Here is a 14,934-nt window from a genome sequence, read left to right as displayed (position 1 = left end):
GGCGCACAGTTGTCATGAGCCGCCGCGCAGTGACCGTCCCATGATCCCCGATCACCCATGATCCTCGATCACGCAGATACTTGGAGTCGACTTGACCACAACGAACCCCGACCACACCGGTGTCGACCACACCGGCCTCGACCACCGCGGCTTCGACGTCCTCGCTTTCGGCCGTAGCGGCGTCGACATCTACCCGCTCCAGGTGGGCGTCGGACTCGAAGACGTCGAGACGTTCGGCAAGTTCCTCGGGGGCAGCGCCGCGAACGTCGCCGTCGCCGCCGCGCGACTCGGGCGGCGCAGCGCACTGATCTCCGGTGCCGGCCGCGACCCGTTCGGGCGCTTCGTCCGCGCCGAGCTCGCCCGTCTGGGCGTCGACAATCGCTTCGTCGTGGAGAACGTCGACTACGCCACCCCGGTCACGTTCTGCGAGATCTTCCCGCCCGACGACTTCCCGCTCTACTTCTATCGCAAGCCGACCGCGCCGGATCTGCAGGTTCGCCCCGCGGACATCGACACCGACGCCGTCACCGCCGCCTCGCTGTTCTGGTGCACGGTCACCGGACTGTCGGAAGAACCGAGCCGCAGTGCACATTTCGCCGCCTGGGACGCCCGTGGTCGAGCGCCGCTGACGGTGCTCGATCTCGACTACCGCCCCATGTTCTGGCCGAGTCCCGCTGCCGCCACCGAGCAGGTCCAGCGCGCGCTGCGCCACGTCACCGTCGCCGTCGGCAACCGCGAGGAATGCGAGATCGCCGTCGGTGAGACGGATCCGGACCGCGCCGCGGACGCTCTCTTGGACCTCGGCGTCGAGCTCGCGATCGTCAAGCAGGGCCCCAAGGGCGTGCTCGGCAAGACGCGGACCCAACGGGTCGAGGTACTGCCGAATGCGGTCGACGTCGTCAACGGTCTCGGCGCGGGCGACAGCTTCGGCGGATCGTTGTGCCACGGACTGCTGGCCGAATGGCCGCTCGAGAAGATCCTGCGCCACGCCAACGCCGCCGGCGCCATCGTGGCCTCGCGTCTCGAGTGTTCCACCGCCATGCCCACCGCCGACGAGGTCGCGGCGCTGGCCGAGTCCGCACCCGACACCCGTGGAGCCCTTCATGTCTGACACCGTCGTGAACCACCGCGCGGCCACACCGACCACCCCGGCCACCCCGACCACCCCGGCCGCCTGCGCCACCTACGCGGACGTGACGGCTATCCGGGCGCACGACCCGCACGCCGTGGAGCGGGCGTGGGCCACCCGCCTCACCCGCGAGACCGTGCGCGGCGACGGTCGACTGATGATCGTCGCGGCGGACCATCCCGCCCGCGGTGCGCTGTCGGTCGGCTCGAACTCGACGGCGATGAACTCGCGGTCGGAGCTGCTCGATCGCCTGCGTACGGCATTGGCGAACCCGGGCGTCGACGGCGTGTTGGCCACCTCGGAGATCCTCGACGATCTCGTTCTCCTCGGTGCGCTCGACGACAAGGTCGTGATTTCGTCCATGAACCGCGGCGGTCTGGCCGGCGCGAGCTTCGAGCTGGACGACCGCATGACCGGCGCGACGGCCGCGTCCACGAAGAAGGCCCGGATGAACGGCGCCAAGATGCTGACGAGGATCGACCTCGACGACCCGGGCACTCTCGGCACGATGACGGCGTGCGCCTCGGCGATCGACGAACTCGCCGCCGCGGGCCTGATGGCCATGGTCGAGCCGTTCCTGTCCTCGCGTCGAAACGGCAAGGTCGTCAACGACCTCTCCGCCGATGCCGTCATCAAGTCGATCCACATCGCTCAGGGCCTCGGCAGCACGTCCGCGTTCACCTGGATGAAACTGCCGGTCGTCGACGAGATGGACCGCGTCATGGACGCGACCACGCTGCCGACCCTGCTGCTCGGCGGCGATCCCCAGACCGCACCCGAGGAGACCTACGCCAGTTGGGCACGCGCGCTGAAGATTCCGGCGGTCCGCGGTCTGATCGTGGGACGCACGCTGCTCTACCCGGGGGACGGCGACGTCGCCGCCGCCGTGGGAACGGCCGTCGACATGGTGCGGGACGGAGCGGCACACCGATGAACAGCGAGTACTACATCCCCGCCGGGTCGGGCGGAACGGGCGACTTCACCGTCGCCGTCACCCCGGACAGCGCCGGCTGGACCGAGACCAGCCTCTGGACGGTGGCCCTGTCGCCGGGTCAGCGTCTCGAGCTGGACTCCCGCGGCGACGAGATCATGGTCGTCCCGCTGTCCGGTGCCGTCGTGGTGCGCTGCGGTGACGAGGAGTTCGCCCTCGCCGGCCGTCGTTCCGTGTTCGACGGTCCGAGCGACTTCGCCTACGTGGGACGCGAGCGTTCCTACTCGCTGACCAGTGAGCACGGTGGCCGATTCGCCCTGTGCGGGGCTCGCGCCGCGACCTCTCTCCCGTTTCGGTACGTGGCGGCGGCGGACGTCGCCGTGGAACTACGCGGGGCGGGGAACTGCAGTCGCCAGGTCCACAACTTCGGAACCGCGGACACGTTCGACGCCGACTCCATCATCGCGTGCGAGGTCATCACACCCGGTGGAAACTGGTCCTCCTACCCCGGCCACAAGCACGACGAGAACACCGCCACGGAGTCGGCGCTCGAGGAGATCTACTACTTCGAGATCGCGGAAAGCCCGGACGGCGCTGCCGGTTTCGGCTACCACCGCGTGTACGGCACTGCCGAAAGGCCCATCGAGGTACTCGAAGAGGTCCGCTCCGGCGACGTCGTACTCGTCCCGCACGGCTACCACGGCCCGTCCGTCGCGGCGCCCGGCTACCACATGTACTACCTCAACGTCATGGCCGGCGCGGGCGTCGAACGCGCGTGGAACATCGTCGACGACCCGGCCCATACGTGGATTCGCGGCACCTGGTCCGACCAGGACGTCGACCCCCGACTTCCTCTGCACTCCCCCACCTCGTCCCAAGGAGCATGACCGTGGTGTCCACCGCACCGATCTCGGCGAGCAAGTCCGAGAACGCCGAGCCGACCGTGCATCTCACGGTCTCGCAGGCGGTCGTCCGGTTCCTCGCGAACCAGTTCGTCGAGCGCGACGGCGTCCGCGACCGGTTCTTCGCCGGGGCGTTCGGCATCTTCGGCCACGGTAACGTCGCCGGACTCGGGCAGGCCCTTCTCCAGGCCGAGATCGATGCCGCCGAGGCGGGCACCGAACCTCGACTGCCCTACGTCCTCGGCCGCAACGAACAGGCCATGGTGCACAGCGCCGTGGCCTACGCACGCCAGAAGGACCGGCTGCAGACCTGGGCCGTCACCGCCAGCGTCGGACCCGGATCGACGAACATGCTCACCGGGGCGGCACTCGCGACGGTCAACCGTCTGCCCGTGCTGCTGTTGCCCGCCGACACCTTCGCGACGCGCGTCAGCGCACCGGTGTTGCAGGAACTGGAGCTGCCGTCGAGCGGGGACGTCACGGTCAACGACGCGTTCAAGCCGCTCTCGCGCTACTTCGACCGCGTCTGGCGTCCGGAACAGTTGCCCGCCGCTCTGCTCGGTGCGATGCGCGTGCTCACCGACCCCGCCGAGACCGGAGCGGCAACGGTCGCCATTCCCCAGGACGTCCAGGCCGAGGCGTTCGATTGGCCGGAATCCCTGTTCGCTCCGCGCACCTGGCACGTCGGTCGACCGCTCCCCGAGACATCCGCGCTCGCCCGGGCCGCCGAGGTGATCCGCTCGGCGAAGAGGCCACTGATCGTGGCCGGCGGCGGGGTGATCTACTCCCGCGCCACGGACGCCCTGGCCGCGTTCTGCGAGAGAACGGGCATCCCCGTCGGACAGAGCCAGGCCGGCAAGGGTGCGTTGCCCTTCGACCATCCGCAGAGTATGGGGGCCGTGGGATCCACCGGCACCACCGCCGCCAACGCGTTGGCCACCGAGGCCGACGTCGTGATCGGGATCGGGACGCGCTACAGCGATTTCACCACCGCCTCGCGCACCGCGTTCACCGATCCCGACGTGCGTTTCGTCAACATCAACGTCGCGTCGATCGACTCCGTGAAGCAAGGCGGGGTCTCCGTCGTGGCCGATGCTCGCGAGGCGCTCGAAGCGCTGTCCGAGGCTCTGGCCGATCACACGGTCTCGGCCGACTACGGCGCCCGGATCGTGGATCTCGCGAAGACCTGGGACGACACCGTGTCCTCGGTCTACGCGATCGAGAACTCGTCGGCCCCGTTGACCCAGAGCCAGGTCATCGGGCTCGCCAACACGTTGTCCGATCCCCGCGACGTCGTCGTCTGCGCCGCCGGTTCCATGCCCGGTGATCTCCACAAACTCTGGCGCACACGTGATGCGAAGGGCTACCACGTGGAGTACGGCTTCTCGTGCATGGGCTACGAGGTGGCCGGCGGCATCGGCGCCAAGATGGCCGAGCCCGATCGCGACGTGTTCGTCATGGTCGGCGACGGCTCCTACCTGATGATGGCGACCGAACTGGTCACCGCTGTGCAGGAGGGCGTCAAGATCATCGTGATCCTGGTGCAGAACCACGGTTTCGCGTCGATCGGATCCCTGTCGGAGTCCCTGGGCTCGCAGCGGTTCGGCACCGACTACCGCTACCGCGGCGACACCGGTCGACTCGACGGTGGCGTTCTTCCGGTGGACCTGGCCGCCAACGCCGCGAGTCTCGGCATCGAGGTCGTCCGGGTGAACAACGGTTCCGAGTTCACCGACGCGGTCGAGGCCGCCAAGGCGAGCGAGACGAGCACCGTCATCCACGTCGAGACCGATCCGCTGATCGCCGCGCCGGACTCCGAGTCCTGGTGGGACGTTCCCGTCTCCGCCACCTCCACGCTCGAGTCCACGCAGACCGCGTACGCGACGTACGAGAAGTGGAAGAAGATCCAGCGCCCGTACGTCCGTCCGTCGGAACGCTGACCCGCGCCCGGTCTCGATCACGATTCCCGATCACACTTCCCACCCGAAATTTTTGGAAAGGCATTCACCATGAGCGTGATTCGCGTCGGATCCGCGCCCGATTCCTGGGGCGTGTGGTTCCCGGACGACCCCCAGCAGACTCCGTACGAGCGCTTCCTGGACGAGGTCTCCGCGTCCGGCTACGAGTGGATCGAGTTGGGCCCCTACGGTTATCTGCCCACCGACCCGCAGAAGTTGCTGGGCGAGCTGCACTCCCGCAACCTGAAGCTGTCCGCCGGCACCGTGTTCGAGCACCTCCATCAGGACGGCGCGTGGGACGCGGTGTGGACCCAGATCGAGGACGTCGCCAAGTTGACCGCCGCCGCCGGCGGCACCCACGTCGTCGTCATTCCCGAGATGTGGCGCGACCCGTCCACCGGCGCGGTCCTCGAGGATCGCACTTTGACGCCCGAGCAGTGGCGCAAGAAGACCGAGGGCATGAACGAGCTGGGCAAGCGGATGTTCGAGCAGTACGGCGTCCGGGCCCAGTACCACCCGCACGCGGACAGCCACGTCGACACGGAAGAGAACGTGTACCGCTTCCTCGACGGAACCTCCGGCGAATTCGTGAACCTGTGCCTCGACACCGGCCACATCAGCTACTGCGGCGGCGACAACATCGCCATCGTCGAGCGCGCCCCCGAACGTATCGGGTACCTCCACCTCAAGCAGGTGGACGAAGCCGTCCGCGCGAAGGTCGCCGCGGAGGACCTGCCGTTCGGTGAAGCCGTGAAACTCGGCGCCATGACCGAGCCCCCGCTCGGCATTCCGGACATGCCGCCGCTGCTCGCGACCATCGAACGGCTGGCCGACGAGGGCAGGCTGACCGCGGACATCTTCGCGATCGTCGAGCAGGACATGTACCCCTGTGCGGTCGACGCACCCCTGCCCATCGCTCAGCGCACCCGAAAGTACCTGGGATCCTGCGGGATCCCTGCCGTCACCTTCAGCTGATACCTCGACCGGAAGAGAAGCACATGAGCACCGAACTTCGTATCGCAGTTCTCGGCGTCGGCATGATGGGTGCCGACCACGTCGCCCGCATCACCGGAACGATCTCCGGGGCGCGTGTCGCCGTCATCAACGACTACGACGCCGCCAAAGCGGAGGCACTGGCCGCCACCATCGACGGCTGTCGGGTGGTGAACGATCCGATGGACGCGATCGCCGACCCCGAGGTCGACGCCGTCCTGCTGGCCACCCCCGGCCCCACGCACGAGAAGCAGCTCCTGGCCTGCCTGGAACACGGCAAGCCCGTCATGTGCGAGAAGCCGCTGACCACCGACGTCGAGACCTCGCTCGCCGTGGTGAAGGCGGAAGCCGAGTCCGGGAAGAAGCTCATCCAGGTCGGCTTCATGCGCCGGTTCGACACCGAGTACGAGGAGTTGAAGGCCCTCGTCGATTCCGGCGACCTCGGCCGACCGCTGGTGGTGCACTGCGTGCATCGCAACGCTGCGGTACCGGCCCACTTCGACAGCGCGATGATCGTCAAGGACTCGCTGGTGCACGAGGTGGACGTCACGCGGTTCCTCCTCGACGAGGAGATCACCTCGGTCCAGATCATCGCGCCGTCGTCGAATCCCGCTGCCCGCGAGGGGTTGAAGGATCCGCAGATCGCCGTCTTCACCACCGAATCCGGTCGACACGTCGACGCCGAGGTGTTCGTCACCACGGGAGTCGGCTACGAGGTTCGCACCGAGGTCGTCGCTGAGCGCGGCAGCGCGATGATCGGGCTCGACGTCGGCCTCGTTCGCACGTCGGCACCCGGCACCCGGGGCGGATCGATCACGCCCGGATTCGTCCAGCGTTTCGGCCACGCGTACGACGTCGAGATCCAACGGTGGGTCGACGCGGTGCGCAGCGGCGCCGACACGGGCAACTACGTGGACGGCCCCGGAGCCTGGGACGGCTACGCCGCCGCCGCTGTCTGCGCGGCCGGAGTGATCTCGCTCGAATCCGGCACGCCGGTCGCGGTCGACATGGTCGAGCGCTCGTCCATCCCCGGAGCCTGAACGACCGTGAAGATCGCGCTGGATCCCACCCCGTTCCACCACGACCACTCGCTCCTGGAACTGCCGCGCGTCGTCGCCGATCTCGGCTTCGAATGGCTGCAGTTGACACCGCACGTCGACATGATTCCGTTCTTCGGTCACCCCAAGGCCGACGACGCGCTCGTGACGAAGTTCGGGGACGCCTGCAGAGATGCCGGGGTGGGCATCGCATCCATCCTGCCGGTGCTGCGCTGGTCCGGGCCCGACGAGGACGCGCGTGAGGCCGCGGTGCGGTACTGGAAACGCGCCGTGCAGATTGCCGTCGACCTCGGGGTCGACACCATGAACACCGAGTTCAGCGGGCGCCCGGAGAAGCCCGAGGAGTCCGAGCGCGCGTTCTACCGATCGATGGAGGAGCTCGTACCGATCTTCGAACGCGAGGGCATCGACGTGCTCGTCGACCCGCATCCCGACGATTTCGTGGAGGACGGCCTGCAGGCCGTCCGCACTCTTCGCGGTGTCAACTCGAAGAACCTGGGCATGGTGATCGTCGCATGTCATCAGTTCCACATGGGCGGCGATCTCGACGCCGTTCTCGATGCGGCAGGCGACATGGTGCGACTGGTGCACGTGGCCGACACCATGGATCACCATCGCTCGCACGGGCTTCGGTACATCACCAATCCGCCGGGTAACGCCGTTCGCGTGCACCAGCATCTGAAGATCGGCGACGGCGACGTCGATTGGGACCAGTTCTTCGGCGGACTCGGCCGACTCGGCTTCTACGACCGCGACACCGTGATGGTGTCGAGTGTCTTCGCCGAGAACGAGAACGCGCGCGACGTCTCGCGCTACCAGCTCGACACCATGTCCGAGTACATCTCGACGTACTCCTGATCCGAAACACACCACGTAGGGAAACAAATGAGTGAGAACGTGATTGCCCACTGGGTCGACGGAAAGCCGTTCGGCGGCAGCTCCGACCGCACCGCACCCGTCACCAATCCGGCCACCGGACAGGTCACCGGGCAGGTCGCGCTGGCGACCCTCGAGGACGCCCGTGCGGTGATCGACTCCGCCGCCGCCGCCTTCCCCGGTTGGCGCGACACGTCCCTCGCGAAACGCACCGCGGTGCTGTTCGCCTTCCGAGAACTGCTCAACGCCAGGAAGGGCGAGCTCGCCGAGATCATCACCGCCGAGCACGGGAAGGTTCTCTCCGATGCACTCGGCGAGATCGGTCGCGGCCAGGAGGTCGTCGAATTCGCCTGCGGCATTGCGCATCTGCTCAAGGGTGGCTACACGGAGAACGCGTCGACGAAGGTCGACATCTACTCCATCCGCCAGCCCCTCGGGCCCGTCGGCATCATCAGCCCGTTCAACTTCCCCGCGATGGTCCCGATGTGGTTCTTCCCCATCGCGATCGCGGCCGGGAACACCGTCGTGCTCAAGCCCAGCGAGAAGGACCCCACCGCCTCGCTGTGGATCGCGAAGCTGTGGGAGGAAGCCGGTCTGCCCCCGGGTGTCTTCAACGTTCTGCAGGGCGACAAACTCGCCGTCGACGAACTGCTGGCGAACAAGGCGATCAAGTCCATCAGTTTCGTCGGCTCCACTCCCATCGCGCAGTACGTGTGCGCCACGGGCACCTCGCACGGAAAGCGCGTCCAGGCCCTCGGCGGCGCCAAGAACCACGCCATCGTGCTGCCCGACGCCGATCTCGACCTCGCCGCCGACGCGATGGTGAACGCCGGCTTCGGCTCCGCCGGAGAACGGTGCATGGCCATCTCGGCACTGGTCGCCGTCGGCGACATCGCGGACGAACTCGTGGCCAAGATCGTCGAACGCACCACGCCACTGAAGACCGGCGACGGTACGAAGAACTCGGACATGGGGCCGCTGGTGACCAAGGCGCACCGCGACAAGGTCGCCTCGTACGTCGATGCCGGCGAGGCGGACGGCGCCACCATCGTCGTCGACGGCCGCACGGTCGACCCCGACGGCGGAGCCGACGGATTCTGGCTCGGACCGACCCTGATCGATCACGTGAAGACCGACATGTCCGTCTACACCGACGAGATCTTCGGCCCCGTGCTCTCCGTCGTGCGCGTCGACACCTACGACGAGGCGCTCGAACTGATCAACGCCAACCCCTACGGCAACGGCACCGCCATCTTCACCAACGACGGCGGCGCGGCACGACGCTTTCAGAACGAGGTCGAGGTCGGGATGATCGGCATCAACGTGCCCATCCCGGTACCCATGGCCTACTACAGCTTCGGCGGCTGGAAGAACAGCCTGTTCGGCGACACCCACGCCCACGGGATGGAGGGAGTGCACTTCTTCACCCGGGGCAAGGCCATCACCTCGCGCTGGCTCGACCCCAGCCACGGCGGCATCAACCTGGGATTCCCCGAGAACAGCTGAGGCACCGCCACCCCCCACATCCACAGCCGCACCCGGTCCGCGTTCTCGAACGCCGGATCGGTGCGGCTGTGGTGTTCGGGCAGCATCTAGGCTCGATCTCGATGACGACGTATCGACGCGCGGCCGCCGCCGCTGCCGCCGCCGGAGCCCTGCTGCTCACCGCGACCCCCGCTCTCGCGCAGCCGCTCCCCCCACCGACCAGCACGCCGTTCGCTACCCCCAGCACCGACGCGTGCCCGCATCGCGACGTCCCACCGCCCGCCGTCGACGCGTCCGAGGTGCCGGAACCGGGCCGGGCCGCACCCGCTCCCCTGCCGGTCCCGGCCGATCCGGTCGGCGGTCCTCGACTCGCTGCCTGCGGCGTCGTCGCGGCGGACGGAACCCCGCCCGTCCCGGACGACATCTCGGCGACGTCGTGGACGGTGAGCGACCTCGACTCCGGGGCGGTCGTCGCGGCCAAGGACCCGCACGGTCGCTACCGGCCCGCCAGCACGATCAAGGTCCTGCTCGCCCTGGTGGTACTCGACGAACTCGACCTCGACCGTTCCGTCGTGGCGACCGCCGAGGAAGCGAACATCATCGGCAGCGCCGTCGGTATCGGCGAAGGGGGCGTCTACACCGTGCGCCAGCTCATGCAGGGCCTGGTGATGGCGTCGGGCAACGATGCGGCGCAGGCGCTGTCGACCCAACTCGGTGGTGTCGAGGCCACGCTCGAGAAGATGAACGCGAAAGCCGACGATCTCGGGGCACTCGACACCAGGGCCGCGACACCGTCGGGTCTGGATGCCCCCGGAATGTCCAGTTCGGCGTACGACCTCGCGCTGATCTTCCGCGCTGCGATGGAGCAGCCCGTGTTCCGCGAGCTGGTGACCACCGAATCCGTGGAGTTCCCCGGCTACCCGCGGGATCCGTCGCGTCCGGAGAATCCGGCGATCGAGGGCAACCCCGGCATCGGGGTGGATCCGACGCAGCCGGTCAACGAGGACCGGCCGGGATTCACGCTGAGCAACGACAACCAGCTTCTGTACAACTACCCCGGCGCGATCGGTGGCAAGAACGGATACACCGACAACGCGAGACAGACGTTCGTCGGAGCCGCCGAACGCAACGGTCGTCGGCTCGTGGTCACCCTGCTCGACGCGGACGTTCTCCCCATCCGGCCGTGGGAGCAGGCCGCACGCCTGCTCGACTTCGGCTTCGCCGCACCCGATTCCGCCGCCGTCGGAGAGCTCGTCGATCCGGGGTCGGCGACCGAGACGACCACCGGCTCCGCCACCCCCACCACGGCTCCCCCGACCACGACGTCCCCGACCACCGGCTCCGTCCCGTCCGCACGGTCGGCCGGATCCGCCGACGACGAGAGCGATCTCGCGGTGCGCGTCGGCGTCGGTGTGCTCGGACTGATCGTGGTCGTCGGACTCGTCCTGTGGGCGCGCAAGCTGTCCCGCGGCTGAGCGCGTGCCGCCGCCTATCGGCCGATCAGCGCCGGAACCGGTCGCGAACGCCGTTGATACCGATGGCGGTCAGAACCCCGGCTCCGATCAGCGCGGCCGCACCGGCGGGTGAGAGTCCTTCACGTACCTCCACGCGCGGGGCGATGACGGCTCCGTCGGGCACCGGAGTGGCCTGCTGCTGGAGATTCTCCTGAGCCGTGGCCGCCCACGCGGTGCTGAAGAGCAGCAACCGGGACGTGGTGAACGCGAACACCAGAATGCCGATGATCGGACCGAACGCCACTCCTGCGGGTCCGGACGTCACACTCTCGAGGTAGACCGCACCGAGCTGCTTGAAGATCTCGAACACTACGGCGGCCATCAGCGCAGCGCGGGCGGCGCTGCGAACCGTGACGGGCTCGCGCGGCAACCGCGCGATCACCCAGGCGAACAGCGCCCACGTGGCCGTGAGAGCCAGGAGAATCGACACCACGCGGACCAGAATTCCGATTCCCGGGATGCCGTCGACGCCGAAGAAGTCGAGTAGCGCCGGAACCACGGAACCGCTGGCGAGAGCAGACAATCCGAGGGAGATCACCAGGGCGAGACCGAGACCGAGCAGCGCACCCAGATCCTTGACCTTGGTGGCGAGGAAGCTGCCGCGCTCGTGCTGGCGCTCCCACATGGCGGTCAACGCCTCGCGCAGATTCGCCGTCCATCCCAGGCCTGCGTACAGCGCGCCGACGAGTCCGATGAGACCGACGCTGGTGCGCGAGGCGACGGCCGATTCCACCAGATCGTTGATGGTGCCACCGAAGCTTCCCGGCACGTTGTCCGCGATCTGGGTCTGCAGTTCGGTCAGCAGGTCCGGGCGCGAGCTGAGAACGAAGCCGACCACCGCGAACGCCACCATCAGCAACGGGAACAGAGCCAACACGCTGAAGTAGGTGATTCCGGCGGCGTAGTAGTCGCCCTTCTGCCCCTGGTACCGAGCACCCGCCCGAGCGAGGTGGTCGAACCAGGTCCAGTCACGGCGCTTCTGCGCCACGGCGCCGGCGATATCGGGCATGTCCGTCAGCCTTTCGGTCGCAGAAAACCGACGCGCTCGTAGACCTGCGCGAGGGTGGCGGACGCGACCGAGCGTGCCCGGTCCGCGCCGTCGTTCAGTATTCGATCCAACTCGGCCGGATCGTTCATGTACTGGTCGAAGGCCGCACGCAGCGGCGTCACGAACTCGGCGAGGGCGTCGGCGGTGTCGTTCTTCAGGTCGCCGTATCCCCGACCCTCGTACCCGTCGACGAGCGTCGGGATCGGGGTTCCGGTCAGTGCGGACTGGATGGTCAGCAGGTTGCTCACGCCCGGCTTCGCTTCGGTGTCGAAGCGGATCTCGCGCTCGTTGTCGGTCACCGCAGACCGAATCTTCTTGGCGGACACGGTGGGATCGTCGAGCAGATCGATGCGGCCGGCTTCCGAGGATCCGGACTTGCTCATCTTGGCCGTCGGGTCCTGCAGGTCGTAGATCTTCGCGGCGCCGGTGACGATGTGCGCTTCGGGGACGACGAACGTCTTCTTGAAGCGGGTGTTGAAGCGTTGCGCGAGATCACGGGTCAGCTCGAGATGCTGGCGTTGGTCCTCGCCGACCGGCACCAGCGCCGGGCGGTAGAGCAGGATGTCCGCCGCCTGGAGTACCGGATAGGTGAAGAGGCCGACGCTGGTCTGCTCGCTGCCCTGCTTGGTCGATTTGTCCTTGAACTGCGTCATCCGACCCGCTTCGCCGAAGCCGGTGATGCAGTTCAACACCCACGCCAACTGTGCGTGTTCGGGAACCTGCGACTGGACGAACAGCGTCGACTTCGCCGGATCGATACCCACGGCCAACAGCTGGGCTGCACCTCGGAGCGTGCGCGCGCGCAGCTTCTTCGGGTCCTGCGGAACGGTGATGGCGTGCAGATCCGGAATGAAATAGAAGGCGTCGAACTCGTCCTGCAAAGTCACCCAGTTCCGCACCGCGCCGAGAAAGTTTCCGAGGTGATACGAATCGGCGGTCGGCTGAATGCCGGACAGAACGCGATCGCGCGGACGATCGGCAGGCGCAGTGGACATGGTGGGTAATCCTTCCACAGCGGGCACGGCACTCGAGACGGCCGATCCGGGTCAGCGGTAGGCCACGGTCACGGGTGCGTGGTCCGACCACCGCTGGTCGTAGGACTCGGCCCGCTCGACGACGGCGGTCTCGGCGCGTGCCGCCAGATCCGGGGTGGCGACCTGGTAGTCGATGCGCCACCCCGCATCGTTGTCGAAGGCCTTACCGCGGTACGACCACCAGGAGTACGGGCCGTCCTGATCGGGGTGCAGTGCGCGCATCACGTCGACCCACGGCGCATCGACGCCGATGATCCGGTCCAGCCAGGCGCGTTCGGTCTCGAGGAACCCCGACTTGGTGCGGTTCGCCTTCCAGTTCTTCAGGTCTCGCTCGGTGTGGGCGATGTTCCAGTCCCCACACACCACGACCGGCGATCCCGATGCCCGCGCCGCGCGGAGCCGGTCCGCCAACGCGCTCATGAATCGTTCCTTCGACTCCTGCCGCTCCGTGCCGACCTCGCCGGACGGCAGATACAGACTCGCGACGGTGAGATCGTCGAACGTGGCGGACAGGAACCGGCCGGCGTCGTCGAACTCCGGATCGCCGATGCCGACCTCGTGCGACGACGGCGGCGTGCGCGACAGCACCGCAACCCCGTTGCGACTTTTCTCCGACGGCTCGGCCGACACCAGGTTCCACCCCTGCCCCAGAGCGGGGCCGAGGGCACCCAGGAGTTCGTCGTCCGTCGCCCGCGTCTCCTGCAGACAGATGACATCGGCACGGGAGGACTCGATCCATCCAAGCATTCCTTTGCGAGCCGCCGCGCGAACTCCGTTGACGTTGACCGTGGTGATGATGTGAGGCACGCGGAGCACGGTAGCGAACTCCACCGACACCCTCGGCGGCTGCGTCAGACCGGACGCCGACGCTCCAGCGCGACCGCGAACATCAGGACGAACAGGCCCAGGACCGCCAAGCCGGCACCGGCGAGTGCCGGTGCGGTGTAGCCGAAGCCGGCCGCGATCACGACGCCGCCGATCCAGGCACCGGCGGCGTTGGCCAGGTTCAGCGCCGCGTGGTTGAGAGTCGCGGCGAGGGTCTGCGCGTCACCGGCCACGTCCATGAGCCGCGTCTGTAGTCCGGGCACCAGCATCGAACCCGACATTCCGATCAGGAAGACGAAGGTGAGCGCGCCGACCGGGGTGGCCGCGAACAGCACGAACCCCAGCAACGACGCGATGACCGCGAAGATCGACACGAACAGTCCGGGAATCAGCGCGCGGTCCGCGAGCCGGCCGCCGAGGATGTTGCCCGCCACCATGCCGCTGCCGTAGACGGCGAGGGCCAGGGGAATCGCGGCGCGCGACATGCCCGACACCTCGGTCAGGGTCGATGCGATGTATGTGTAGACGGCGAACATGCCGCCGAACCCGACCATGCCGAACACGAGGGTCATCCACACCTGCGAGCGACGCAGCGCACCGAGCTCGGTGAGCGGATTGGTGATCGCCATCCCCCGCAGCGGCGGCACGAGCCGCCAGATCGCGAGGATGGTGGCGAGGCCGATCAGGACGACCAGCGCGAACGCCGAACGCCACCCGGCGGTCTGACCCACCCACGAGGCGAACGGAACCCCGACGACGTTGGCGATGGACAAGCCGAGCATCACGGTCGCGACGGCCTTCGCGCGCCGACCCGGTTCGGCGAGATGCGCGGCGACGAGCGCAGCCACGCCGAAGTAGGCGCCGTGGGGAAGTCCGGCGACGAACCGCGCGGCGAGGAGTTCGGAGTAACCGGGTGCGAACACGGTGGCGAGGTTGCCGAGCGTGAACGCGACCATCAGCGCCAGGAGCAGCTTTCGGCGCTCGACGCGAGCGGCGAGGGCCGCGATGGTGGGCGCACCGACGACCACGCCGAGCGCGTAGGCGGAGATGGCGTGACCGGCGACCGGTTCGGTGACGCCCACGCCGACCGCGATGTCGGGTAGCAGCCCCATCGCGACGAATTCGGTGGTACCGATGCCGAAGCCGCCGAGCGCGAGCGCCCACATCGCAGCCCGGCGACG

The 14,934-nt window shown here is 68.0% G+C and carries 13 protein-coding genes; 9 read left to right on the top strand and 4 right to left on the bottom strand.

Features of this window, described 5'->3' with window-relative positions; translation table 11 throughout:
• Positions 1–91: 91 nt before the first annotated feature.
• From iolC to ACY466_RS09075, 9 genes are all read left to right on the top strand, one after another.
• Positions 92–1,111 carry a 5-dehydro-2-deoxygluconokinase gene (gene iolC / locus ACY466_RS09115; protein WP_463251825.1) on the top strand — a complete coding sequence of 340 codons (1,020 nt, stop codon included), beginning with the start codon at positions 92–94 and terminating at the stop codon, positions 1,109–1,111.
• Positions 1,104–2,063 (top strand): Cgl0159 family (beta/alpha)8-fold protein, encoded by a 960-nt coding sequence (locus ACY466_RS09110; RefSeq protein ID WP_463251823.1) that lies wholly within the window; start codon positions 1,104–1,106, stop codon positions 2,061–2,063. Before iolC ends, ACY466_RS09110 begins: the two co-directional genes overlap by 8 nt.
• A complete protein-coding gene (iolB, locus tag ACY466_RS09105; protein WP_463251821.1) occupies positions 2,060–2,947 on the top strand; it encodes a 5-deoxy-glucuronate isomerase in 888 nt (295 codons plus the stop codon). The genes ACY466_RS09110 and iolB overlap by 4 nt, the downstream gene beginning before the upstream one ends.
• The gene (gene iolD / locus ACY466_RS09100) at positions 2,944–4,902 is read left to right on the top strand and encodes a 3D-(3,5/4)-trihydroxycyclohexane-1,2-dione acylhydrolase (decyclizing) (RefSeq protein WP_463251819.1); all 1,959 of its coding nucleotides are present in this window, start codon (positions 2,944–2,946) and stop codon (positions 4,900–4,902) included. The genes iolB and iolD overlap by 4 nt, the downstream gene beginning before the upstream one ends.
• 69 nt (positions 4,903–4,971) lie before the next feature.
• Complete coding sequence (locus ACY466_RS09095) at positions 4,972–5,895, top strand: sugar phosphate isomerase/epimerase family protein (RefSeq protein ID WP_463251817.1); 924 nt, start codon at positions 4,972–4,974, stop codon at positions 5,893–5,895.
• 23 nt (positions 5,896–5,918) lie between these two features.
• Positions 5,919–6,953, top strand: coding sequence for a Gfo/Idh/MocA family protein (locus tag ACY466_RS09090; RefSeq protein WP_463251815.1), 1,035 nt, complete (start codon positions 5,919–5,921; stop codon positions 6,951–6,953).
• A 6-nt stretch (positions 6,954–6,959) separates the two neighbouring features.
• Complete coding sequence (locus tag ACY466_RS09085) at positions 6,960–7,829, top strand: sugar phosphate isomerase/epimerase family protein (protein ID WP_463251813.1); 870 nt, start codon at positions 6,960–6,962, stop codon at positions 7,827–7,829.
• 27 nt (positions 7,830–7,856) lie between these two features.
• Positions 7,857–9,353 (top strand): CoA-acylating methylmalonate-semialdehyde dehydrogenase, encoded by a 1,497-nt coding sequence (locus ACY466_RS09080; protein WP_463251811.1) that lies wholly within the window; start codon positions 7,857–7,859, stop codon positions 9,351–9,353.
• 101 nt (positions 9,354–9,454) lie between these two features.
• A complete protein-coding gene (locus ACY466_RS09075) occupies positions 9,455–10,807 on the top strand; it encodes a D-alanyl-D-alanine carboxypeptidase family protein (RefSeq protein ID WP_463251809.1) in 1,353 nt (450 codons plus the stop codon).
• A gap of 25 nt (positions 10,808–10,832) precedes the next feature.
• Here the strand turns inward: ACY466_RS09075 and yhjD are convergent, their stop codons facing one another.
• From yhjD to ACY466_RS09055, 4 genes are read right to left on the bottom strand one after another with little or no spacing between them, the layout of a single operon-like run.
• Entirely contained in the window at positions 10,833–11,855 is a 1,023-nt protein-coding gene (yhjD, locus tag ACY466_RS09070) for an inner membrane protein YhjD (RefSeq protein WP_463251807.1), read from the bottom strand.
• Between the two features lie 5 nt (positions 11,856–11,860).
• Positions 11,861–12,889: a tryptophan--tRNA ligase gene (gene trpS, locus ACY466_RS09065; RefSeq protein ID WP_463251805.1), complete on the bottom strand. Its 1,029-nt coding sequence runs from the start codon at positions 12,887–12,889 to the stop codon at positions 11,861–11,863.
• A 51-nt stretch (positions 12,890–12,940) separates the two neighbouring features.
• Positions 12,941–13,735 carry an exodeoxyribonuclease III gene (locus ACY466_RS09060; RefSeq protein WP_463251803.1) on the bottom strand — a complete coding sequence of 265 codons (795 nt, stop codon included), beginning with the start codon at positions 13,733–13,735 and terminating at the stop codon, positions 12,941–12,943.
• A gap of 44 nt (positions 13,736–13,779) precedes the next feature.
• Positions 13,780–14,919, bottom strand: a complete 1,140-nt coding sequence (locus tag ACY466_RS09055) for an MFS transporter (protein ID WP_463252198.1) — start codon at positions 14,917–14,919, stop codon at positions 13,780–13,782.
• Positions 14,920–14,934: the final 15 nt, after the last annotated feature.

The organism is Rhodococcus sp. K11/5 (assembly GCF_055193735.1).
This window is presented reverse-complemented; position numbering and strand designations above follow the sequence as displayed.

Coding starts and splice junctions, on each gene's coding strand:
- ACY466_RS09110 (WP_463251823.1), top strand. CDS start 1,104: ATGTCTGACACCGTCGTGAACCACCGCGCGGCCACACCGACCACCCCG.
- iolB (WP_463251821.1), top strand. CDS start 2,060: ATGAACAGCGAGTACTACATCCCCGCCGGGTCGGGCGGAACGGGCGAC.
- iolD (WP_463251819.1), top strand. CDS start 2,944: ATGACCGTGGTGTCCACCGCACCGATCTCGGCGAGCAAGTCCGAGAAC.
- ACY466_RS09095 (WP_463251817.1), top strand. CDS start 4,972: ATGAGCGTGATTCGCGTCGGATCCGCGCCCGATTCCTGGGGCGTGTGG.
- ACY466_RS09090 (WP_463251815.1), top strand. CDS start 5,919: ATGAGCACCGAACTTCGTATCGCAGTTCTCGGCGTCGGCATGATGGGT.
- ACY466_RS09080 (WP_463251811.1), top strand. CDS start 7,857: ATGAGTGAGAACGTGATTGCCCACTGGGTCGACGGAAAGCCGTTCGGC.
- ACY466_RS09075 (WP_463251809.1), top strand. CDS start 9,455: ATGACGACGTATCGACGCGCGGCCGCCGCCGCTGCCGCCGCCGGAGCC.
- yhjD (WP_463251807.1), bottom strand. CDS start 11,855: ATGCCCGATATCGCCGGCGCCGTGGCGCAGAAGCGCCGTGACTGGACC.
- trpS (WP_463251805.1), bottom strand. CDS start 12,889: ATGTCCACTGCGCCTGCCGATCGTCCGCGCGATCGCGTTCTGTCCGGC.
- ACY466_RS09055 (WP_463252198.1), bottom strand. CDS start 14,919: ATGTGGGCGCTCGCGCTCGGCGGCTTCGGCATCGGTACCACCGAATTC.